This window comes from Actinomyces israelii DSM 43320, assembly GCF_000711965.1.
Classification (GTDB): domain Bacteria; phylum Actinomycetota; class Actinomycetes; order Actinomycetales; family Actinomycetaceae; genus Actinomyces; species Actinomyces israelii.
The window spans coordinates 1-22,075 of record NZ_JONS01000036.1; the positions used below are offsets into that span (position 1 = coordinate 1).

The following is a 22,075-nucleotide window of genomic DNA, read 5'->3' on the forward strand; positions in this document are numbered from 1 at the left end:
TCGGAGGAGCCGGCCGGATCGCGGCGCGCGGTGCACTCGCTGGGGGTGTCGGGCCTGCTGCGCCGGGCGGGGGCGCGACGCGGGACGCGCCGGGCGGGGGTGCGAGAGCCGGCGCACGCGGCCCGGACCCAACGGGCGGAGCCGGCCCCGCTGCGGCTCGCGGAGCGCTCGGCTCAGGCGCGGCGCGAGACGCTCCGGGCTGAGGCATCGACCCCGCTGCAACATGCGGAGCGTTCGGCCCGGGCGCGACGGGCGGGGCGGGAGCGCGCGGCGCATCCGGCGGGAACATTGAACCCGGCAGGCTCAGCGGGGGCACGGGCTCCGAAGCAGCCGGCCCAGACGAAGGCCCTCGCGACGCCGCACCGCGAGACGCGGAAGTCCGCAGTGCTGCACCATAGGACTGACCTCCCGGCGTCCGGTCCCCCCGACCCGCTCGATGCCGGCCCCTCACCCGGCCGCGCCGGCCCTCATGGCCCGACGCGGCGTCTTGTGAGGACACCGGTGCCGCACCCGGCTCCGGGTCCCCCTCCTCAGGGGGCCGCGGTTCGGGTCGAGAATCTGGAGCCCGTCTGTTGTGATCGTAGGGGACATAACCGTAGGAGCTCATCGCACCCACCTGCGCAGTAGTTCAGGGCGGCCATGGACGCCTGCACGTGCAGGGATAACGACACGGTAACGACCCCCGTGCGCCTCGCGTCAAGGCCTCTGCGCCGAGGAATCGGCCGAGTACAGCAGATCGAGGAGTCCCGACGGCGGCGCACCCTCCCCGCGCACCGTCCGCGAGCCCCGCGAGACCGCGCGAAACCCCGCTGTCGGGAGTGAGATGCGTCCCTTCACGGACTGGGACTTGCGTCCCGCGGCCGCCGACGCCTACTGTGTCACCGGCCATCTAGAGCAGCCGAGAGACCTGGCTCATCGACGTTGCAGCAACCCCCGCGAAGCGGTGCAGGTGCTTCCGCCAGGACCGATGGAGGAACCAGTGAGCGCAGACCCCACAGCCGCCGACCCGGTCGAGGCGGCCGGACCGGTGGACGCCCCGAACCCGGTCGGCGCCGACGCCGAGCCGGGCTCCCCCGACCTGCCCGGCACGGCCGAGCCCATGATCTGCCTGCGCGACGTCCACAAGGTCTACCGCCTGCGCGACGGCTCGCAGGTGCACGCCCTGGACGGGCTCACCCTCGACATCCCCGCCGGCTCCATCCACGGCGTCGTCGGCACCTCCGGCGCGGGCAAGTCCACCCTCGTGCGCTGCCTGACCGCCCTCGAGCGGCCCACCGGCGGCGAGGTGCGCGTCGCCGGCCAGGACCTGACCACTCTCGGCGCCCACGAGCTGCGCGCGGCCCGGCGCGCCATCGGCATGGTCTTCCAGCACGCCAACCTCCTGGAGCAGCGCACCGCCGCCCAGAACATCGCCTACCCCCTCGCCCTTGCCGGGGTGCGCAAGGGGCAGCGGCACGACCGCGTCGCCCGCATGCTCACGCTCGTGGGCCTGGACGGCCGCGGCTCGTCCTACCCCGCCCAGCTCTCCGGCGGCCAGCAGCAGCGCGTCGGCATCGCCCGGGCCCTGGCCGACGAGCCCGCCGTCCTCCTGTGCGACGAACCCACCAGCGCCCTCGACCCCGAGACGACCCGCTCCATCCTCGACCTCATCCGCGACGTCCGCGACCGCCTCGGCGTCACCGTCGTCATCATCACCCACGAGATGAGTGTGGTGCGCCGCATCTGCGACTCCGTCAGCCTCCTGGAGGCCGGGAGGATCATCCAGTCCGGGCCCATCGAGGACGTCGTCTCCGACGTCGACTCCCGCCTGTCCCGCGAGCTCGTCCCGCCCCCGGACGTGCCCGGGGCCCAGCGCGCCGGCGGTACTGATAGCGCCGGCAGCGCCGATAACGCCGTCATCGACGTCGCCCTGACCGCGCACCCGGGCGAGCCCGCCGCCGCCCAGGTGCTCGCCCTGGTGGCCGCGCAGGGCGCCGACGTCGCCGGGGGCGTCTTCGAGACCCTCGGCACCGCCCAGATCGGGCGGCTCGCCCTCACCATCCCCGCCGATCGCGCCGAGGCCGCCGTCGAGGCCCTGCACGACGCCGGTATCACCGCGGAGGTGCGCGCATGACCCCGACCGCCCTCACCGCCGCGGCCGCATCCGCCCTCGCCGTCGGAGCGCCGCGCCTGACCGGCGCCCTGGCGAGCGGCGCGAGCTCGGACGGCACCTGGCTCAACAACTCGATCATCCAGCGCAGGCTGTGGCCCGCCACTCTCGAGACCCTGGAGATGACCGGCGTGTCCGGGGCGCTGACGGTCGTCTTCGGGCTCCTGCTCGGCCTGGCGCTCATCTCCACCGGCAGGCGCGGCCAGCACCCCAACCGCGTCGTCTACGAGATCCTCTCCCAGATCGTCAACATGGGGCGCTCCATGCCCTTCATCATCCTCATGGTCGCGATCATCCCGCTGACCCGCCTGATCGTCGGGACCTCCCTGGGCTGGCAGGCCGCCTGCGTCCCACTCACGGTCGGGGCGATCCCCTTCTACGCGCGCCTGGTCGAGACCGCCATTAACGACGTCGACCACGGCAAGGTCGAGGCCGCCCTCATGATGGGGGCCTCCAGCAATCAGATCACCTGGGGCGTGCTCGTGCGCGAGGCGCTGCCGACTCTCGTCAGCTCGGCCACCGTCACCATTATTACGCTGCTCGGCTACTCCGCCATGGCGGGGACCGTCGGCGGAGGCGGCCTGGGCGACCTCGCCATCCAGTACGGCTACAACGGTTTCGCCGTCGATATCATGGTCATCGTCGTCGTCCTCATTGTGGCCATTGTCGGCGTGATCCAGGTCTGCGGCGACATGCTCAGCCGGCTGGTCGATCACCGCTGAGCCTCGACCAGCCGGAGTAAGAGCTCGCAGGCGCGGCATGCGGCGGCCCCGGGCCGCCCGCCGCCGCGCGCCCGCTCGGGACTCAGCATTGCGACGTATTGCGACGTATTGCGACGTATTACGGCATATTACGACGCCGGTGCTCCCGGCCCGCAGACTCTCAAGAACAGGAACCACCATGACCACCAGCATCTCCCGCCGCACCGCTCTCGCCGGGGGCCTTGTCACCGCCGTCGCCCTCTCCCTGGCCGCCTGCGGCTCCGGCTCCGGCGGCATCAGGGTCAGCGGCGGGACCGCCACCATTACCATTGGCGCCACGCCCAAGCCCCACGTCACCATTCTGCAGTGGGTGCAGGACAATCTCGCCGCCGACGCTGGCCTGAGCCTGGACATCAAGGAGATCAACGACTACCAGACGCCGAACTCCTCGCTGAACGACGGCTCCCTGGCGGCGAACTTCTACCAGACGCCCAATTTCCTGGCGCAGCAGATCCAGGAGAAGGGATACGACTTCGTCTCGCTGGCCGACGTGCACATCGAGCCCATGGGCATCTACACCGCCAAGGGATACACCTCGGTCGATCAGGCGAAGAACGGCGGAAAGGTCGTTCTCAACTCCGACCCCGCCAACCTGGCGCGCGGCCTGAAGCTCCTCGAGACCGCGGGCCTGATCACCCTGGACCCCTCCGTCGAGCTGCCCAAGGACGTCGATATCACCGACAACCCGAAGAGCCTCCAGATCGTTCCGGTCGACGGCGCCCAGGTGGCCAGGTCCATGGAGGACGCAGAGCTCGCCGTCATCAACGGCAACTACGCGCTCGACGCCGGCCTCAAGCCGAGCGAGGACGCGCTGGTGCTCGAGGAGGCCAAGAACAGCCCCTACGCCAACGAGCTCGTCGTGCGCACCAAGGACAAGGACAACGAGCACCTCAAGAAGCTCGCCGCGCTCATGAACTCCGAGGAGCTGCGGACCTACATCGAGCAGACCTGGACCGACGGGTCCGTGCTGCCGGCCTTCTGATCGGCGGTTCGGGCGTGGGCCAGGCCCCGGGCGGGCCGGGCGCCGGGCCCCGGGCGTCGAGATAGACATTTTCGTACGAGGTAGACGGTGTCACCGCCGATCTCGTACGAAAATGTCTATCTCGACAGGGTGGGTGGAAGGGCGGGACGCGGTGAGCGGCGCCGGCCTACTCGTTCGCGAAGGTGTCGACGTTGTCCCTGGTGACCCAGGTGGCCTCGGTGTAGTTGATGGCCTCGACGGTCCCGCCGTCCAGAAGGGTCTTCATGGTGTCCACGGCCATTGCACCCATGCCGGCGGTGTCCTGGGAGACCGTGCCGTCCATGGCGCCGGTGCGGATCGAGTTCAGGCCGTCGTCGGTGGCGTCCACGCCGTAGACGGCGACCGTGCCGTTCATGCCGGCGTTGTCGATCGCCTTCTGGGCGCCGATGCCCATGGAGTCGTTCTGGGAGACGACCGCGTTGATCCGCTGCCCGGTGGACAGCCAGTTCTCGGTGACGGTGAGCGCCTCGGCGGTGTCCCAGTTCGCCGTCTGCTCGAAGACGACGCTGACGCCGGGGTGGTCGGCCAGGGCCTGGTCGTAGCCGTCCTTGCGGAGCAGCTGGCCGTCCGAGCCCATCGGCCCGTACAGGATCGCGACCGTGCCCGCGCCGCCCATCGCCTCAATGGCCTTCTCCATCTCGAGGCGGCCCGCCGCCGTGTCGTTGCCGCCGACGAAGGCGCTGGCCCGCTCCTGCTGGCTGGCCTGCTGGGCGAGGGTGATGGTGGGGATGTCGGCCTCATTGGCCGCCTTGAGCCCGGCGGTGACGCCCTCCTTGGAGACGGGCTCGACCAGGATGCCGTCATAGCCCTGGCTCACCACCGACTCGACCTGACTGATCTGGTTGGAGACGTCCTGCTTGGCGTCGAACACGGTGACCGACAGCCCCAGCTCCTCGCCCCGCGCCCGGGCGGCACCGGCCAGGGTGGTGGTGAAGGAGTTGGTCATGTGGCTCATCATGAGCGCAATACGGGGCCTGCCGTCGGAGCCGCCCGCTGTGCACGCGGTGAGCAGGGCGGAGGCGAGGATGAGGCTGCACAGCGCGGCAATGATCTTCTTCATGTGGCGTTCCTTTCGTGCCGGTGCGGGCGGGCCGGGTGCCGGTGCGGGCTGCGCGCGAGGCGGGCGGAGGGCCGGAGGGGCTCCCGCGGGGCCCGGCTCGACCCGCGGGGTCGGACGACCCGGAGGGCCGGCTCGACCCGCAGGGCCCGGCGCCGGCCGCTACTTGCGACGGCGGGCCTTGACGTCGAGCAGGACGGCCAGGACGATGATCGCGCCCTTGACGACCTTCTGGAAGTTCGCGTCAATGCCCAGAATGTCCAGGCCGTTGCCGATGACGGCGATCATGAGCGCGCCGATAATGACCCCGAGCGCCCGGCCGCGGCCGCCGGTCATGGAGACCCCGCCGATGACGACGGCGGCAATGGCGTCGAGCTCGTAGGACTCGCCGGCCGTGGGCGCGCCGGTAATGGTGCGCGAGGCCAGGAGCACGCCGCAGAACCCGGCGAGCAGGCCGGCGATGACGAAGACGGAGACCCTGTACCGCCTGACGTCGATGCCGGAGATCTCCGCGGCCACGGGGTTGCCGCCCACCGCGTAGACGCGCCGTCCGTAGACGGTCTTGTGGATAATGAATCCGAAGGCCGCGGCGATCACGATGAAGTACAGCGCCATAATGGGGAACCCGGCGAGCCTGATGGAGGCGACCGCCTCGAAGGCGCCCGAGACGTTGAAGACGGGCGCGCCGCCGGAGACCATGAGGGCGATGCCGCGCACGGCGGTCATGGTCCCCAGGGTGATGATGAAGGAGGGGATCGCCCCGTAGGCGACGCCGATCCCGTTGATGAGCCCGACGACGGCGCCCACGAGGATGCCGGCGAGGATCGGCACGATCAGCGCATGCTCCCCGGGATGGGCCAGCATGGCCGCGGTCACGCCCGCCAGGCCGATCGTCGAGCCGACCGACAGGTCGATCTCCCCGGAGACGATGACGTACATCATCCCCATGGCCAGAATGCCGTTGATGGCGGTCTGGATGAGAATGAGCAGGACGTTGTTCACGCTCAGGAAGTGGTGCCCCGGCGAGACTGCCCACAGGGCGACGACGAGCGCCGCGAACACGAGAAGGATGCCGGCGTCCTTCACGGAGGGGACGAGCTTGCGGTTCAGTGCGGTGGCCATTGTCAGCTCCCGAATCGTGAGGCGAGTTCCATAATTGCTTCTTGCGAGAACTCCTCGCGCGTGAGGATCCCCGTGGTGCAGCCCTCGGTGAGAACCATGATCCGGTCGCTGAGCCCCATGAGCTCGCCCATCTCCGAGGAGATGAGAATAACCGACTTGCCGCGCTCGACCAGGGTCCCGATGAGCTCGTAGATGTCCCGCTTGGCGCCGACGTCAATGCCGCGGGTCGGGTCGTCGAGGATAATGAGGTCGGGATCGGTCTCCAGCCACTTGGCCAGGACGACCTTCTGCTGGTTGCCGCCGGACAGGGCCGAGACGATCTGCCCCGACGACGGCGTCTTGATGCGCAGGGAGTCGATGTACTTCTGGGCGATGCGCGACTCGCCACCGGTGAGAAGGCCCCCGCGGAAGATTCGCCCCAGCGAGGGCAGCGTGATGTTGGCGGCCACTGAGCCCTCCAGGTTGAGGCCGGTGCGCTTGCGGTCCTCGGTGATGAGGGCGGCGCCCAGGGCGATGGCGTCGGCTGGCCGGCGGATCGCGACCTCCCTGCCGTTCTTGAGCAGGCGGCCGCCGTCGTGCGGCGCGGCTCCGAACAGCGACTCGACGAGCTCGGAGCGGCCCGCCCCGACCAGTCCGCCGATGCCCAGGATCTCGCCGCGCCGGACGGTGAAGCTGACGTCCTTGACCTTGGGCGGCGCGCTCCAGGAGTCGACCTCCAGGACTGTCTCGCCGAGGGGGACCTCCTGCTTGGGGAAGACGTCGCCGAGCTCGCGGCCCACCATCATGGTGATGAGCCTCTTCTCGCTCAGGGCGGCCGCGTCGTCGGTGCCGATGAGCTTCCCGTCGCGCAGGACGGTGATCCGGTCGGCGATCTCGAAGATCTCGTTCATCTTGTGCGAGATGTAGATAATGCCGACGCCCGCGGCGGTGAGCCGGCGTATCTGCTCGAAGAGGCTGCTGACGTCGTCCTCGGTGATGGCGGAGGTGGGCTCGTCCATCACGATGATGCGGGCGTCCTGTGAGATCGCCTTGGCGATCTCGATCTGCTGCTGCTGGGCCACCGACAGGTCCCGCATGAGCGCGTCAGCGGGCAGGCTCAGGTGCAGGGAGGCCAGCAGCTCCTCGGTCCGACGGCGCATGGCGCGACTGTCGGCGAGGACGGCGCGGGTGCGCAGCTCGCGGCCCAGGAAGATGTTCTCGTAGACGGGGGTGTCCAGGACGGGGTTGAGCTCCTGGTGGATCATGGCGATGCCGTGGTCGATCGCCTGGCGGGGCGAGGCGATGGCAACCGGCTCGCCGTCGATCCTGATGGTGCCGGCGTCGGCGGTGTGGATGCCCATGAGGATCTTCATGAGGGTGGACTTGCCGGCGCCGTTCTCCCCCATGAGGGCGTGGACCTCGCCGGGGCGCAGGTCGAATGAGACGGTGCTCAGGACGCGGACGCCGGGGAACGACTTGTCGATGTCGAGCATCTCGAGGACGGGGGAGGTCATGGGAGGCCTTCTGCGACGGCGTCGTCGCGAGACGGGCCCTCCGGCGGGGAGGGCGGTAGTTCGGGATGGGCACCGGCAAGATAGCAGCGCGGGCGGGTGCCGGGGAAGGGAAGAAGGTCCTTTCAAATGGGGCGCCGGCGAGGTTGGGTGCGGTGTTTGCGCTGTGCCGGTGAGCTCGGGCGCCCCTTGCGCTGTGCCGGCTGGCCCGGGCGTCGAGATAGACATTTTCGTACGAGGTCGGCGGTCACACCGTCTATCTCGTACGAAAATGTCTATCTCGCCGGGGTTGGGCGCGCGCCGGGGTTGGGCGCGCGGTGAGGCGCAGCGCTGCCTGCCGCCTGCGCGTACCGTGGCCCCATGAGGGCTCAGCGCGTCACGGACTCCATCACCTACCACGGGGAGGGGCCCTGCTGGTGGCCTGCCACGGGGCGGCTGCGGCTGGTTGACATGCTCGCCGGCGCCGTCGTCGAGCTGGATGAGGAGGCTGAGGGCGGCCACCGCCGTCTGCCCGTGCCCTCGCCGGTCGCCTCGGTGATCCGGCCGCGCGCGGGCGGAGGGGCGGTGGTCGCCACCGAGCGGGGCATTGCGCTGGGGCGGGCGGAGGACCTGAGCGACCTGGCGGAGGCCGCCGCCCTGTGGGACGACCCGACGATCCGCACGAACGAGGGCGGCTGCGACCCCGACGGCCGGTTCTGGATCGGGTCGATGTCCTACGGCAAGGTGCCGGGCGCCGCTGCCGTCTACCGCTGGGACGGGCCGGGCGCCGAGCCGCGGCGGGCCTGGGGCGGGGCGACGATCTGCAACGGCCTGGGCTTCAGCCCGGACGGGACGCGCGCCTACTGGATCGACACCCCCACGCTCACCGTGACGGTCATGGACTACGACGCCGGTGCCGGGCTGGTGGACCCGCGACCGTTCGTCCGGGTCGAGGAGGGGGCCGGCCACCCGGACGGGCTCGCCGTGGACGCCGACGGCGGGGTGTGGGTCGCCCTCAACGGCGGCGGGGCCGTGCGGGGCTACGACGCCCGGGGGCGGCTGGTCGAGACCGTCGAGGTGCCGGTGCGGCAGGTGACCGCGTGCGCCTTCGGCGGGAGCGGCCTGGACCGGCTGTTCATCACGACCTCGCGCGAGAACCTCCCCGACGACGTCGAGCCGGCCGCCGGGTCCGTGTACGTCGCCGAGGTCGGTGCGCGCGGCATGGAGCCGCTGCCGTTCCGGGGGTAGTTGATTGATTCCAGGTGGGGCGGGGCCATCGGCCTCTGCTGCCTTCGCCTTCGCAGCCCCACGGCTCTCCTTCGCCGAGATCGGTCCGGGGCGGCGGGCGTTCGCAAGGCTCCGCAGACCGATCTTGGTGCGGAAGTACCGATCTTGACGGAGGGGCGGCGGGTTGGCCGGGTGTGCGGGCGCACGGTAGGCCCGACCCGCAGCCTGTCGGAATCTAGCCGTACCGCGCATGTCCGCGGCGGGGCTGTCAGATTGTGCAGAACCACAGGTCCGCGGCGCTGAAGGCCTCCGGGTCGAGGGACTTGGCGCTGATCGCGCGGTCGAAGCAGTCCTCCAGGACTGCCGGCTCGCACCGCATGACGGGCCGATTGAGATCCGGGAGCCCTATGACAACGAGTGGGAACGGCCAGTTCTCCCGCGCCAGGGTCCGCGTGCACATGAGCAGGGGCAGGTCGGCGCCGAGGTGGCCCAGGGGCGTGCGGTCGCGCAGCAGCGTGATCCAGGACTCGCCGGCATCGTGGTCCCGGTCGATGGTGAGGTCCCGGTGCAGGCAGGCCGTCCAGGCGACCACGGAGGCCAGCGAGGCGGACCAGGCCGGCCTGAGCTGCCGAGCGCGCCAGACCTGGTGGATCACATTGATCATCGGCCCGTTGTCGCTGGGCTCCGGGGCGTCCGGCGCTCGTCCCAGCCATTGGCCGGGGCGGTGCTTGGCCTGAGGGGAAGCCGGGACGGTGCTGGGCGCTGTGCAGCGTCGGTCATACTGCAAGCCTATTCAGGGCGAGCGGTTGGGCGTCCGGGCGATCGCCGGGTGAGGCGAGTCCGGCCAGGTGCCCGGGCGGGGCGGCTCCGGGCCAAGGCGGATGCCCACTGAGATGTCCGCGGGGAGGGGCGGCTCCAGACGGGGTGCGGGCTGTCAGCGACAGCAGGAGTGACACCCGCACTGTCAATGACAGTGTCAGTAACAGTGTCAATGACAGTGAGACAGTGCCGGAGCGTCAGTGACGCTGTTAGTCTGACAGTGTGAGCGAGCCTCATGAGGGTCGAGTGGCAGCGTCTCCCGTGATCCGTGCTTCCAGGCAGGTTGCGCCCGGCGTCGTGTGACGACGCCGGGAAGACTCGGACCGAGAGATGGTTCAGGGACTGCCTTTGACGCACGATGCGTAGCGATGTCTACCGAGGTATAGCGTTTCGCTACATGGCCACATATGGGGCTATACGGCGCTATATCCTCATAGATTTTGCTGTGCATCGGTTGGCTGGACGCGCGGGCTGACTCTGCCCCGCGCATTCTCGACGGCGGAGTGCACGGGGGTGGCCCGAAGGATCCGGGCGGCGAGAAGATCAGGTCGAGCCGACGGCTGTGGTGCAGGCGCGCGGTTGGTTGCCTCGGATGCTGCCGAAGGCTCGGCATGGCGTAGTCGCCCCCGCGAGGCTGGGGGCGGCCATGCCGCTGAGGTCGCATCGCACCCGTGTGCCAGCCCGCACGTCTCGCGACGCCGCTGGTCGGCCTCTCTACCTCCCGGGCTGGATCGGGCTCCAGGTGCTCATCTCTCGCGACGGCTCCGAGACGCCGCCCCCTGGCTTCGGCAAGATCGAAGCGTCACGACGATGGCCGAGCTGGTTCCGGCGAGCGGGGCAGGCGGCGTCGACGAATGCGGAACCAGGGAGTGGCGGGAAGCAGCTGCGAGATGCGTTGGTCCTGCGGCGTCGGCGGTGCGCGCCGAGGACGCCATTCATCGCCAGTCTGCTGCCGTGCCAGACCGGACCGGCAGCGCAGCACTTGTGAAGGAGGGGCGCAACGTATATGTTCAACTCGACCAAAACGATCATAACGCGCAGAACGTTCGCGTGATCACATATGGCCGGTGAGGAGAGAATCCGATGACTATGGCAGTCGAGAGCAAGACCTACCTGCCCGAGGAGGAGGTTGCCGGAAGGTTCGGCGAGATCGTGGCTGCGCTGTCCGCCCGGGAGGCGGCTCCGCGTCTGGTGGTCGGTGGCGAGACGGTCGACCTGAGCCCGGCGATGGCGGATGTTCTGGCCCGTGTCGCGCGGGCGATGCAGCAGGGGCTCGCGGTGACGGTCGCACCGCAAGGCACTCGGCTGACCACCCAGGAGGCGGCCGACATGCTCGGCATCTCGCGGTCGACGCTGGTGAGAATGCTGGAGGCCGGGGAGATCCCCTTCGAGAAGATCCGGCGGCACCGGCGTCTCTACCTCGCCGACGTTCTCGAGCTTCAGCGGCACCAGCGGCGCGCTGCGAACGAGGCGCTGTCGGACATGGTGGCCGACGCCCAGGCGATGGGTGCTTACGACGACGATCCCGCCCAGGCGCGCCAGGCCCTCGTCGCCGCGCGCGCAGAAGACTGATGCGCAGTGTTCGCTGTAAACCAGGTTCCTGAGGAGGTCATTGAGACAGCGCGGCAGAAATGCCTGTCCTAAGCGACTGATTCAACAGGGCGCGGTGCGGCTCCGACCGCCGCTGCAGCTTCCTTCCTCTCCTCGAAATCGGTTCAGGACGCTTGGCCAGTGCCCGCCGTGCGCCACCCTTTTTGACCGCGCAGCGTCGCTCAGACCTGGATAAACCGTCTGGGGCGTGGCGAGTCGGACGGGGGCGGTGGTGCGTACCGTTCACGGGTCCGGCAATAGGTCTGGCGAGAGCGTCCCGGCGTCCGGTGTGCGAGGGACTACCCGAGAACGGGCCGCACTGCCCATCCCGTTGGCGCATTCTCTTGCTCACGGGCGTCCCAGGGCGCGAGCGATGGCGGCTGCGGCGTCGTCGGGGGCCTCGTGCTCCCAGATGTGGATGACGGTCCAGCCGAGCGCCTCGAGCTTCTCGTCGGTGTCGCGGTCGCGGGCTTGGTTTTTCGCGATCTTCCACCGCCACCACTCGGAGTTGCGGCCCGGCATCGTGCCGTGCTCGGGGCAGCCGTGCCAGAAGCAGCCGTCGACCTGGACGGCGACCTTCCGGCGGGTGAAGGCGATGTCGACCTTCCGGCGGGGCAGGCCGGGCACCTTGTACTGCACGCGGTACCGCAGGCCCATGCGCCACAGCAGCCGACGGAGCTCGACCTCCGGCGACGTGTCGCGCCGCGCCAGCGTCGAGTAGCGCCTGCTCACCCCGGCGTCGGCCGGCTTGGCCCGCTCGGGCTCGGGCGCGTGAAGCGCGTCGGCACTCTCATCTCCCTTAGCGCTCTCGGTGCTCATGGAACCGGACATGCCGCCTCACCTCGTGAACAGGGCCTGGACGGGACCGTCGGGACTCTCGGGCGCGCCGTCCACGGCCGCGAGAATCCTCCGACCCGAGGCGGTCGACTCAAGAACGCTCCGGTCGCGCTCGCAGTGCATCTTGAGAATATTCCAGACCGCGCCGACGTTGACGCCGTTGCCCAGCTGCTTGTACGTCGTGGCGTCGGACTGCCCGGAGAAGGAGAAGCTGTCTGGAAACCCCTGGAGCCTGGCGGCCTCCCGCGGCGTGATCCGGCGCCTCCTCGGGCCGACGATGCTCGTCTGGGTGATGGCCACGAGCGCAGGCACGTAGGTCGGGGCCTTCGCGCGCAGGCCCGACGGCCGGAAGTGCATGAGGCAGTCCCACAGCGACCCGAGCTCCTGCGCCTGCCACTCCAGCTTGCGGCGGGACGGGGGGAAGTCCTTCACCCCGGATCTCTTCACCCAGGCCCGGCACCAGGACTGGTTCGCCGTGAACAGCTCGGCGTTCTTGCGCAGGAAGCCCATCTTCCAGCGGGGGGTGCCGTCGAGCTCGCCGGAGTCGATCTGGATCTCGAGCTCCTCCACGGTCTGCCAGGCGTCCACCCAGATCGGGAAACCGGGCAGCCTCGCCCCGGGGTTGTACTTCCGGAACCTCTGGACCCAGTCGTCCCAGGCCTCGATCCACCGGGTCTCGTCCGGGGTCAGGCCGTACCCCTCGACGTCGTCGGAGAGAACGCTCCCGATGCTCCAGCCGACGGCGCCCTCGCCGTAGAGCTCCCTGGACCTGGCGACGGGCGCCGGGGCGGGCCCGCCGAGCCCCTCGGGGTCGTGGGTCGCCGTGACGAAGACGCGCTCGCGCACCTGCGGGCGCCCGCCCCGCTCGGGCCCGAGCTGGTGGGGGGAGAGGATCGCCGGCGTGTCCGCCACCCGGTACCCCTCCTCCCGGAGCGTGCGGACGATGACCTCCCACTCGTGCCTGTGGCGCGGGCCGGCGAGGTTCCGGACGTTCTCGAGCAGCAGCACGGTGGGGTGGTGCCTGTGGACGACCTGAAGGATGTTGAAGTACAGGGTGCCGCGGACCTCGTCCATGCCCTTCTGCGCGCCCGACTTCGAGAACGGCTGGCAGGGGAACCCGGCCGCGAGGACGTCGTGGGGCCGCACCGTCGGGGCCACGCCACCCTCCCCGGCGTCGTCCGTGATGTCGCCGAGCGGGTCGATGCCCCAGTTCTGCTCGTAGACGCGGGCGGCGGCCCTGTCGATCTCGACGGCGTACACGCACTCCCCGCCCATCGCGGACAGGGCGGCGTGGAAGCCGCCGATCCCGGCGAAGAGGTCGGAGTAGGTGAACGCTGCGGGCACGGACCAAGCTAAACACATGTTCGAGCCGAAGGGAAGCTCCGCGTGCTGAGCTCTGGGTCACGCCGCGCCGACGGCCCGGGAGGCCATGACGTAGCCGTTCTCGCGGCCGCGCCGCAGGTCGAGCTTGAGCTTGGGCCTTCGTGCGGCCCCGTTGGGCTGGCGCCCCTGCCGGAAGCTGATGAGGACCCTCTGCTCGAGCGCGTCCTCCACGCCCGTCGCCCCCTGGAAGACGTAGGCGTCCACCGTCACCGGGCGGAAGGCCGCCTTGAGCGCCCGGGACCCGGGGCCGCGCTGCCTGGTCGAGCCGCGCATCCTCCTGTGCCACGCGTCGAAGGCGCCGTCGGTGTCCGGCACAAAGGCGCCCGAGAGCACGAGGAAGCCGATCGACTGCGACTCCCGGGCGCACCGGAGGATCGCGTCGCGGTCGTTGAGCGGGGCCTGCCCGACGACGTCGTGGGGTACGGCCAGCCCTTTCTGCGCGTGGGCCTTGAGGTCCCAGACGAAGGAGCGCGCGTAGTCGAACTCGGTCGCGCCGATCCGGCGGGGGCCGCCCCCGTAGGCGTTGACGAGCGCCGGCAGCCCGACGAACTCGAAGTACCAGCCGACCCACTCGGTCTGCCGGGCCCTGCTGTACTCGGCCGTCAGCATCTCCTCGACGCACGGGCGGCCCTCCCAGCGGCGCGGGCACGACTGGGCGAGGGCCGCGACCAGCAGCTCGGCCTCCTGTCGTAGCCGGTCGCCGACGGCGGCGCGCCCGCGGAGCGCGCGCTGCTCGGCGCCCGCCAGGACCGCGTTGAGGCCGTCGAGCGTCACGGTCTGGCCGGAGGACCGGCACGTCGTCGTCCAGGGCATCCCCAGGTGCCTCGCGATCCGCCCGGCGAGCTCGTCCTTCCTCAGAGCCGGGTCGATCGGCAGGCCGAGGTTCTGGACGAGGTCGGTCAGGACCGACTTACGCTCCTTGCTGCCCGGGCCGAGGTCCTGCGGGCGCCCGCCCGTGATGGAGGAGATGCGGCGGACCGCCTCGAGTTTGTCTCGCGCGGGGGCGAACCAGTCCGGCAGCGTCGGGCCGCTCCGGCGCAGCTCGCGGGCCGCCCGGCGTCCGAGCTCGGCCTGTACGGCGGACAGGATGGCGTTCAGGCCGCTCAGGGTGATGGTCTGACCGGTGGAGGCGTAGGCGGGGTCCCACGGCGCGTGGAGGGCCTGGAGGATCTGCCGGGCGAGGACGTCCTTGGGGGCCGCCGCGTCCACGGGGAGCGAGAGCCGGTCCGCCGTCCTGATCAGGACGGACTTCTTCTCCTTGCTGCCGGGGCCGAGGGGCTCGGCGGGCGCCTGCGCCGCGGCGTACAGCCGGGCCACGGCCTCAAGCTTGGACCTGGCGGGGACGAACGGCGTCGGCGTCATGATCGGATGGTACGCGGGGGCCGGGGGCCGGCGCGTAGGCTCGGTGCGGCACCAACTTGGGAGGGGTTCGCGATGGCACGGTTGAGAAGTCTTGAGAAGGGCACACAGAACGTGCGCGTTCATACTAGCGAGGTTGACTGTGCCTACCAGGTCGTTACAGGAAAAAACGGGCGGACCTATCTTCACCTCGCTACCTTTGGCTCTGATTGGCGTCAGAGTGCACCAAAGACAAGTCAGACCATTCAGCTTGATCGAGATATCGCCGCCAAACTTGTTGCGGTGATGCGGGAAACTTTTCCCGGTATCGGTGGCTGACTACTGTGGCGGATGAGCTGATGGTGCGGGACAAGCTTTGCCTCGGGCCGATCTATTCTGCGGCGTACGAGGCGGGGCGGCCCGGCATGGGAGCCGGGCCGCCCCGCGGGCCGCGGGCGAGGGGACTCGGCGGCCCTGGCGGACGCCGTGGAGGCCGCGGAGGTCGCTTCGCCCCGCGGGCCACAGGCAACGGGCCGGGCCGCCCCGCGGCGCCGGGGCCCCTTCAGTCGGCGGCCGGGGCTGCGACGTCGGCCGCGGCCATGTCCGGCGTGCCGGCGACCGGAGACGCCTCGGCCGTGGAACCGGCGGGCTCGAGCCCGGCCCCGCTCTCATCCGCGGTTCCGGCGGCCTCGCCGGAACCGGAGCCGCAGGCCCCGGCCGACGGCTCGAGCTCGGCGCGGGCAGCCTCCGGGTCGCTCGCCGCCAGGCGCGTGATGTAGCGCTGGTACCAGGCCAGCGCCAGGCCGAGGAAGACGACCACGCCGCCCACGTTGTACACGAGCGTGAGCCACAGCGCCTGGTCCACCGGCGTCGTCCCCGCGATGAAGACGAAGCTGAACACGGCCAGCAGGAACACCGAGATCGCCAGGCCCGTCGTCCGCGAGCCCATGCGGAACTCGCGCTTCGCGCCGTCGTAGCGCAGGCGGAGCACCAGGTAGGCCAGCAGGATGAGCAGCGGCGGGATGAGCGCCGTCGCCGCCGTCATGTTGACCACGATCTCCAGCAGGTCATTGATATTGCCCGAGCCCAGCGCCGGGATAATGAGGATCGGCACCACAATGGCGAACTGCAGCCACGCCGCCCGCCACGGAATACCGTGCTCGTTGAGCTCGATGATCCTCTCCCCGAACACGCCGCGCGGGATCTCGGAGAAGAAGATCTTGACCGGCGTCGACGTCCACATGAGCAGCGAGCCCAGCGTCGCCGCGAGCAGGATCAGCCCGACAACCCGGTAGGTGACCAGCGCCGGGATCCCGAAGTGCTCGCCGACCGCGCCCATGACCACGAACAGGCCGTTGGACAGCTCCAGGCCGCCCACCGGCACGAAGACGTTCATGAGCAGCGAGGCCACCGCGTACAGCAGGCCGATCATGAGCCCGGCGACGACGATCGTGCGCACGAAGGCCTTGACGCCGCCGCGCAGGTCGTTGAGGAACACGCCCACGGACTCCGCGCCGCCCACGCCCTGGATGATCCAGGCCAGAGTCCCCAGGAAGGCCCACGTGGTCGAGAACGACGAGGTGTCGGGGGCGAGCGCGCTCACGGTGATCGGGGTGGCGGGCTCCACTCCGCCCGCCAGGGCCGCCAGCGACAAGACGACGAAGACGCCGGTGAGGACGAGCACCGCGGTGGCCCCGACCGATGTGATCGTGCCGATCCACTTCGCGCCCTTCGTGGACACCCAGGTCGCCACGGCGAAGATTCCGATCGACAGCCCCGTGATCACCCACGGCGACATCGTCTGCTCCCCGCCCGTGACCAGGTAGGAGGTGAAGACCAGGACGAGCGGCAGCAGCGAGGCGAAGAAGAACAGGTTCACGAACCAGTAGCAGAAGGCGGCCATGAAGGCCCAGCGGCCGCCCATCGACGTCTTGACCCACTGGTACACGCCGGACTCCGAGCTGCGGTTCATGGCCACGAACTCGGCGATGATCAGGGTGAACGGCACGAAGTACAGGATCGTGGCCAGGAAGAACGCCGGCGCCGACGCCAGGCCGATCGCCACATTGTTATTGATGACGTTCCTGATATTGAAGACGGCGGACACCGTCATGGTGAGCAGCGCGAACTGGCCGATGCGCGCTCGTGTCTCGGAGGACATGGGCAGAATTACCTTTCTGACGGGATAGTGGATGGGGAGAGGTGATCCGGGCGCGTGCGCTACTTGTTGGGGAAGGACGCCCCCTCGACGGTGACGCGGATGATCGCCGCCCGGCCGCCCGTTCCCGGCACCAGCCGGAAGGCCTCGCCGAGCTCGACGACGCCGACGCCCCCGGCGGGAACGACGACGGAGCGGGTCCCCTCGGCGGCCCCCACGACCTCGCGGTCGCTGAGGTCGTCGTAGGGGGCGCGCACGTCCGCCTCCGCGACCGGGACGACCTCGACCGGGAGGTCGGCGTCGACGGCGTGGAGGACATTGAGGTACCGGCGCGAGGCCACGAGCCCGTCGCCCGCCCGCCACGCGGCGAGCAGCTCGCCGGCCGCGCCCTTCCAGTAGGTCAGGGAGTCGCCCACCGAGTGGGCCACGCCGGGCTCGATGCGCCCGAGGGCCTCGATCGCCTGGCGCGTGCGCTGCCACTTCCTGGCGCCGCCGTGCTCGCGGACGAGCGCCTCCGGGTCGGGGAAGATCTTCATGGTGTCAGACTCCTATCGCGGGGCGGTCGGTGGCGGGCCCGTCGGGGAGAGCGCCGTCGAGGGGGATGAGGTCGAATGAGAAGGCGAAGTCCTCGAACCGGGTCCGGTAGGCGTCGAGCACCTCCGAGCCCCAGGAGTTCGAGCCGAGCCCGAGCACGCGGTGGTTGACGTTGACGGTGACGCTCTCCCGCGCGACGAGGTCGGTGCGGTGGCGCGCCGCGTCAATGTCCTCGCACGTCCACGGCCACACGGAGAAGGAGAAGTCGCGCTCCGCCGCCGGTCCGCTCCGGGGGCTCTCTCCCTCCGCCGGCGGCGCGCTCTCCGGCCCGCCCGCCGCGCCGCGCCCCGCGCCGTCGTCCGGCGTCCGCGCCACCGCCAGTCCCGCCCCCCGCGGGTCCGTGAGCGTGAACCAGCGGACCCCGCCGCGGTTGGCGCAGTCCTGCGGGACCACGTACGGCGTCTGCATGTCCTCCACGGTCGAGGTCCACCTGCCGACGACGGCCGCCGCCCGGGAGTCCGGGTAGTTCTCGCCCGGCCCCAGCCCCAGCCACGTGACCTCGCGGCAGGCTCCGGGGGCCTCGAAGGTGATCCCGGTGCGGGGGATGATGTCGCAGTAGTCGCCGTAGGTCCGCCCGACGGCGCTCAGGCTCACGCCGGAGCCCCTCACCGTGTACGTCAGCGTCACCTCCGCCCCGAGGTCGAGGACCGGCGGGGCGATGATCTGGGCGACCTCGACGACGACGCCGTCCCCCTCCTGGCGCCACGCGACCGAGCGGGTGGAGGTCTGCATGATCTGCAGGTGCCGGCTCGTCCAGAGCTCGTCGCTCTCCTGGCGGTGGTTGTCGATCAGCGGCTTCCAGAAGCCGACGGCGGGGGGAGCGGTCAGGACGCGCCGCCCCCGGCGCACCCACGAGCCCAGGGCGCCGGTGACGGTGTCGAAGCGGATCTCCTGGTCCCCGTCCGTCACCACCAGCTCGTCGCGCTCGACGCGCGCCCGACGGGACCGGTCCGCCCGGCAGGGCCGGCTCGCTGACGGCGCGCTCGGCCGCGGTCGGGAGACAGGGGCGGGCTCGGTGTCGGGGTCGGGCTCCACGACGGGGTCGGGCTCGGCGTCGGGTGCCGCCGGGCCCGCGTCCGGCCGCAGCCCGGCGGCGGCGTCGGGGCCGGACTCATCGGCGACGACGAACTGGTAGACGCCCAGCTCGTGCCCCTGCGGCGCCCAGGCGGTCGCCGTCGTCGACCGGACGTGGACGGTCAGGTGGGTGAGGGCCCCCGCGGCCGCCTCGACGGGGCAGGGCAGGACCGTCTGCTGCCCGGGCACGAGCGTGCCGGGCGCCAGCAGCCGGACCGAGTCGGTGACGCCGTCGACGACGCGCTCCAGGTCGAGGACGACGTCCGAGGTGTCGGTGAAGAAGCGGCCGTTGCGCACGTGCAGCAGGCCGTCCATCCAGAAGACGGCGACCGGGCACAGGACCTGCTTGTACTCCGCCAGCCCGGGGCTCGGCTCCTGCCAGGGGAGGACCAGCCCGTCAATGCAGAAGCTCGAGCTGTTCGGGTAGTCGCCGTGGTCGCCGCCGTAGGTGTGGTACTCCCGGCCGTCCTCGGCGGTGGCGGCCAGGCCGTGGTCGCACCACTCCCAGACGAACTGCCCCTGGATGGAGTCCCAGCGGTCGATGACCCGCTGGTACTCGGCCAGGCCGCCGGGGCCGTTGCCCATCGCGTGCCCGTACTCGCACAGGATGCGCGGCTTGGCGTGGGGGTGCTCGCCGAAGTCGTTCATCTGGGACACGCGCGAGTACATGGTCGAGATCACGTCCGCGCACTCGGCGTCGCGGTCCTCCTCGTAGTGCACGGGCCGCGGGTCGAGCGCCTTGCACCGCCCGTACATGGCGCGGATATTGCGGCCGAAGCCCGACTCGTTGCCCAGCGACCACAGGACGACGCAGGCGTGGTTGCGCTCCTGAAGCACGAGCCGCTCAATGCGGTCGACGTAGGCGGTCTCCCAGGCCGGGTCGTCGGTGATGCGGGCGATGTCGCCGACGTTCTCGAAGCCGTGGGTCTCGAGGTCCGTCTCGGCGACCACCATGAGGCCGATCTCGTCGCACATCTCGTAGAAGCGCGGGTCGTTGGGGTAGTGGGAGGTCCGCACGGCGTTGATGTTGTGGAGCTTCATGAGCTCCAGGTCGCGGCGCACGCGCTCCATGTCGACGGCGCGGCCCCGGTGGTCGTCGTGGTCGTGGCGGTTGACGCCGCGCATCTTGACGTACGCGCCGTTGAGCAGGAGGCGGCCGTTCTCAATGGTCACCTCGGCCAGGCCGAGGCGATGCGGCACCGTCTCGGCCACGGCGCCGGCCTCGTCGCGCACCTCCATGAGGAGGTCGTAGAGCGCGGGCGCCTCCGGGTTCCACGTGACGGCGTCGGGGACGTGCACGGTGCACGGCGCGCCGTCGGCGGCGACGCCCTCGACGCGCGAGCCGTCCGGGCCGGTGAGGGACCACCGCACGTCCCGGGCGCCGCGGGTGGTCACCTCCAGGGTGACGTCGGCGCCGCCGCCCGCGGTCAGGCGTGTGGAGGCGCGGAAGTCCTCCAGGCGCGCCGCCGGCCGCGTCATGAGGTAGACGTCGCGGAAGATCCCCGAGGCCCACCACATGTCCTGGTCCTCGACGTAGCTGCCGTCGCAGTACTGCAGGACCTTGATGGCCAGCAGGTTCGTCTCCCGGTCCAGGTGCCCGGTGACGTCGAGCTCGGCGCTGAGCCGGGAGCCCTTGGTCATGCCGACGAAGCCGCCGTTGACGTAGACCTCGGCGTAGGAGTCCGCGCCGTCCAGGCGCAGGACGGCCCGCTCGCCGGAAGCGAGCGCTGGCCGGGGCAGCTCCCGCTGGTAGACGCCGGTGGGGTTGGCGGAGGGGACGAGGGGCTGCCTGACCGGGAAGGGGAAGCCCTCGTCGGTGTACTGCAGCCGGCCGTAGCCGTCGATCTGCCACAGGTGGGGGACCCGGACCTCGTCCCACTCGGGGTGGGGCGCGGCGAGGTCGTCGTCGTGGACCCGGGCGGGGGAGTCGAAGAGGCGGAAGGACCACGGGCCGGACAGGTCGGTGAAGCCCGTGGACAGCGCGCGGTCGCGGGTGGCCGCGGCCTCGGCGGAGGGGTAGCCGAAGAAGTAGGCCCTCGCCGGCAGGCGATGCCGGTGGGGCAGACCGGGATTCTCCCAGTCGTTCAAGTTCGCCATCGATCATGCTCCTAGCGGCCCAGCGGGCCAGGATATGGGGAACCGGTTCCACAGCAGCGTGGAAGCGGTTCCACGAATATAGGCGGCGGCTGCCCGGAGCGCAAGCGGGATGCGGATCCGCGCGCGTTCGAGCAGGATGGGGCCGTGACCACCTCCGGCAAGCGCGTGACCATCGCCGACGTCGCCCGCGCCGCCGGCGTCGCGCCCTCGACCGTCTCCCGGGTGCTCAACGACTCCCCCAAGAGTACGCAGGAGACCCGCGACCGGGTGATGCGCGCCGTCGAGGAGACCGGCTTCGTCGTCAGCCGCCGGGGCCGGGCGCTCGCCGTCGGGAGGTCCGAGGCCATCGCCCTGCTGTTCACCGACCCCCTCGAGGAGCTCTTCACCGACCCCACCTACGCGCGCCTGTGCCACGGGATCGTCTCGCGCCTCGCCGACGGCCCGAACCTGCCCATGATCCTGGAGGCGGCCACCGAGGCCGAGCGGGAGCGCGTCGTCGAGCACGTCGGCAGGGGCGCCGTCGACGCCGTCATCGTCATCACCCCCTACGAGGGGGCCGGGCTCCTGGCCCGGCTCCGGGCGCTCGGCGTCCCCGTCGTCCTGTGCGGCCAGCTCGAGGGCGACCCGTACCGGGGCGTCTTCTCCAGTGTCTACTCCGACGACGTCGACGGGGCGGCCCTGGCGGCGCGGGCGCTCGTGGCCGCGGGCAGGAGCGACGTCGTGTGCGTCATGGGCCCCGCCGAGAACCCGGCGTCGGCGGATCGCATCCGCGGCTACCGGAGCGTGCTCGAGGGGTGCGCGGGGGCCGGCCGGATTGTCCGGACCGTCCATACCGGCTGGGATCAGCTCGGCGGGCACCGTGCCGTGCGCGGGCTCCTGGAGTCCGGCACCCGTTTCGACGCGGTCCTGGCCGGCTCGGACCGCATCGCCGTCGGCGCCATTGAGGCCCTGCGCGAGGCCGGCAGGGACGTGCCGGGCGACGTCTCGGTCGTCGGCTTCGACGACCACGCCCTGGCCTCCCGGTACACCCCGGGCCTCACGACCGTTCACCAGCCGCTGTGCGAGGAGGGCGCGCGCGCGGCCGAGCTCGCGCTGGCCATGATCGACGGCGCGCCCCCCGAGACGGTCGTCATGGACATGCGCCTGGTCGAGCGCGCCTCGGTCTGAGGCGGAGCGGCGGGGCGACCGCCCGCCGCGTCCGGCCGGTGGCATCCGGCTGCGGACATGACTCGGCCCGCGTCCTGGGTTGTCTCTCCCAGCCCGCGGGCCTTCGTCGTCGAGGGGCTCGACCCCGGGTTCCCATATCCGGGGGAGCGCATCCTCCTTCGCCGGAGCGGCCGGCCCGGGCTCCCTAATACCCGTCCCGACCTCGACGGCGG

At 70.9% G+C, this 22,075-nt stretch carries 16 protein-coding genes and 1 riboswitch; of the genes, 6 read left to right on the forward strand and 10 right to left on the reverse strand.

All coding sequences use genetic code 11. The features are described 5' to 3' along the window. The first annotated feature begins 882 nt into the window (after positions 1-882). Positions 883-974: riboswitch (SAM riboswitch) on the forward strand. 125 nt (positions 975-1,099) lie between these two features. From O145_RS11600 to O145_RS11610, 3 genes are all read left to right on the forward strand, one after another. Continuing rightward, positions 1,100-2,113 (forward strand): methionine ABC transporter ATP-binding protein, encoded by a 1,014-nt coding sequence (locus tag O145_RS11600; RefSeq protein ID WP_156966745.1) that lies wholly within the window; start codon positions 1,100-1,102, stop codon positions 2,111-2,113. Next, positions 2,110-2,871 (forward strand): methionine ABC transporter permease, encoded by a 762-nt coding sequence (locus O145_RS11605; protein WP_043563184.1) that lies wholly within the window; start codon positions 2,110-2,112, stop codon positions 2,869-2,871. Before O145_RS11600 ends, O145_RS11605 begins: the two co-directional genes overlap by 4 nt. A 178-nt stretch (positions 2,872-3,049) precedes the next feature. Continuing rightward, positions 3,050-3,892: a MetQ/NlpA family ABC transporter substrate-binding protein gene (locus O145_RS11610; RefSeq protein WP_043563185.1), complete on the forward strand. Its 843-nt coding sequence runs from the start codon at positions 3,050-3,052 to the stop codon at positions 3,890-3,892. A gap of 166 nt (positions 3,893-4,058) precedes the next feature. Here O145_RS11610 and O145_RS11615 read toward each other — a convergent pair whose 3' ends face one another. The 3 genes from O145_RS11615 to O145_RS11625 all read right to left on the reverse strand — a co-directional run bounded on the left by O145_RS11615 (position 4,059) and on the right by O145_RS11625 (position 7,603). Then, entirely contained in the window at positions 4,059-4,991 is a 933-nt protein-coding gene (locus O145_RS11615; RefSeq protein WP_043563187.1) for a sugar ABC transporter substrate-binding protein, read from the reverse strand. Positions 4,992-5,150: 159 nt separating this feature from the next. After that, positions 5,151-6,110: an ABC transporter permease gene (locus tag O145_RS11620; RefSeq protein ID WP_043563189.1), complete on the reverse strand. Its 960-nt coding sequence runs from the start codon at positions 6,108-6,110 to the stop codon at positions 5,151-5,153. Positions 6,111-6,112: 2 nt separating this feature from the next. Further along, positions 6,113-7,603, reverse strand: coding sequence for a sugar ABC transporter ATP-binding protein (locus O145_RS11625; RefSeq protein WP_043563191.1), 1,491 nt, complete (start codon positions 7,601-7,603; stop codon positions 6,113-6,115). 357 nt (positions 7,604-7,960) lie between these two features. Here O145_RS11625 and O145_RS11630 point away from each other — a divergent pair, with 357 nt between their 5' ends. After that, entirely contained in the window at positions 7,961-8,827 is an 867-nt protein-coding gene (locus O145_RS11630) for an SMP-30/gluconolactonase/LRE family protein (RefSeq protein WP_043563193.1), read from the forward strand. A gap of 247 nt (positions 8,828-9,074) precedes the next feature. On the opposite strand, the gene O145_RS11635 is transcribed toward O145_RS11630, so the two are convergent. Beyond that, positions 9,075-9,470: a hypothetical protein gene (locus O145_RS11635; RefSeq protein WP_043563194.1), complete on the reverse strand. Its 396-nt coding sequence runs from the start codon at positions 9,468-9,470 to the stop codon at positions 9,075-9,077. A gap of 1,238 nt (positions 9,471-10,708) precedes the next feature. Here O145_RS11635 and O145_RS11640 point away from each other — a divergent pair. Beyond that, on the forward strand, positions 10,709-11,197 hold the full coding sequence (locus tag O145_RS11640; RefSeq protein WP_043563196.1) for a helix-turn-helix domain-containing protein: 489 nt from the start codon (positions 10,709-10,711) through the stop codon (positions 11,195-11,197). Positions 11,198-11,563: 366 nt separating this feature from the next. Here the strand turns inward: O145_RS11640 and O145_RS11645 are convergent, their stop codons facing one another. The 6 genes from O145_RS11645 to O145_RS11670 form a co-directional block, all read right to left on the reverse strand. Further along, positions 11,564-12,046: a very short patch repair endonuclease gene (locus O145_RS11645; protein WP_229118532.1), complete on the reverse strand. Its 483-nt coding sequence runs from the start codon at positions 12,044-12,046 to the stop codon at positions 11,564-11,566. Positions 12,047-12,052: 6 nt separating this feature from the next. Continuing rightward, on the reverse strand, positions 12,053-13,396 hold the full coding sequence (gene dcm / locus O145_RS11650) for a DNA (cytosine-5-)-methyltransferase (RefSeq protein ID WP_156966741.1): 1,344 nt from the start codon (positions 13,394-13,396) through the stop codon (positions 12,053-12,055). Positions 13,397-13,453: 57 nt separating this feature from the next. After that, a complete protein-coding gene (locus tag O145_RS11655; RefSeq protein ID WP_043563199.1) occupies positions 13,454-14,797 on the reverse strand; it encodes a hypothetical protein in 1,344 nt (447 codons plus the stop codon). A 538-nt stretch (positions 14,798-15,335) separates the two neighbouring features. Continuing rightward, positions 15,336-16,934, reverse strand: coding sequence for an amino acid permease (locus O145_RS11660; protein ID WP_229118533.1), 1,599 nt, complete (start codon positions 16,932-16,934; stop codon positions 15,336-15,338). 59 nt (positions 16,935-16,993) lie between these two features. After that, positions 16,994-17,467, reverse strand: coding sequence for a NanQ anomerase/TabA/YiaL family protein (locus O145_RS11665; RefSeq protein WP_043563201.1), 474 nt, complete (start codon positions 17,465-17,467; stop codon positions 16,994-16,996). Between the two features lie 4 nt (positions 17,468-17,471). Further along, positions 17,472-20,696: a glycoside hydrolase family 2 TIM barrel-domain containing protein gene (locus O145_RS11670; protein WP_084682572.1), complete on the reverse strand. Its 3,225-nt coding sequence runs from the start codon at positions 20,694-20,696 to the stop codon at positions 17,472-17,474. Between the two features lie 144 nt (positions 20,697-20,840). On the opposite strand from O145_RS11670, the gene O145_RS11675 reads away from it, so the two are divergent. Continuing rightward, on the forward strand, positions 20,841-21,863 hold the full coding sequence (locus O145_RS11675; protein WP_043563203.1) for a LacI family DNA-binding transcriptional regulator: 1,023 nt from the start codon (positions 20,841-20,843) through the stop codon (positions 21,861-21,863). The last annotated feature ends 212 nt before the right edge of the window (positions 21,864-22,075 follow it).

Excerpts from the sequence above, each read along its gene's own strand:
- O145_RS11635 (WP_043563194.1), bottom strand. The coding sequence starts at position 9,470 with ATGATCAATGTGATCCACCAGGTCTGGCGCGCTCGGCAGCTCAGGCCG.
- O145_RS11640 (WP_043563196.1), top strand. The coding sequence starts at position 10,709 with ATGACTATGGCAGTCGAGAGCAAGACCTACCTGCCCGAGGAGGAGGTT.
- O145_RS11610 (WP_043563185.1), top strand. The coding sequence starts at position 3,050 with ATGACCACCAGCATCTCCCGCCGCACCGCTCTCGCCGGGGGCCTTGTC.
- O145_RS11615 (WP_043563187.1), bottom strand. The coding sequence starts at position 4,991 with ATGAAGAAGATCATTGCCGCGCTGTGCAGCCTCATCCTCGCCTCCGCC.
- O145_RS11655 (WP_043563199.1), bottom strand. The coding sequence starts at position 14,797 with ATGACGCCGACGCCGTTCGTCCCCGCCAGGTCCAAGCTTGAGGCCGTG.
- O145_RS11670 (WP_084682572.1), bottom strand. The coding sequence starts at position 20,696 with ATGGCGAACTTGAACGACTGGGAGAATCCCGGTCTGCCCCACCGGCAT.
- O145_RS11605 (WP_043563184.1), top strand. The coding sequence starts at position 2,110 with ATGACCCCGACCGCCCTCACCGCCGCGGCCGCATCCGCCCTCGCCGTC.
- O145_RS11665 (WP_043563201.1), bottom strand. The coding sequence starts at position 17,467 with ATGAAGATCTTCCCCGACCCGGAGGCGCTCGTCCGCGAGCACGGCGGC.
- O145_RS11630 (WP_043563193.1), top strand. The coding sequence starts at position 7,961 with ATGAGGGCTCAGCGCGTCACGGACTCCATCACCTACCACGGGGAGGGG.
- O145_RS11620 (WP_043563189.1), bottom strand. The coding sequence starts at position 6,110 with ATGGCCACCGCACTGAACCGCAAGCTCGTCCCCTCCGTGAAGGACGCC.
- O145_RS11645 (WP_229118532.1), bottom strand. The coding sequence starts at position 12,046 with ATGTCCGGTTCCATGAGCACCGAGAGCGCTAAGGGAGATGAGAGTGCC.
- O145_RS11660 (WP_229118533.1), bottom strand. The coding sequence starts at position 16,934 with ATGTCCTCCGAGACACGAGCGCGCATCGGCCAGTTCGCGCTGCTCACC.
- O145_RS11600 (WP_156966745.1), top strand. The coding sequence starts at position 1,100 with ATGATCTGCCTGCGCGACGTCCACAAGGTCTACCGCCTGCGCGACGGC.
- O145_RS11625 (WP_043563191.1), bottom strand. The coding sequence starts at position 7,603 with ATGACCTCCCCCGTCCTCGAGATGCTCGACATCGACAAGTCGTTCCCC.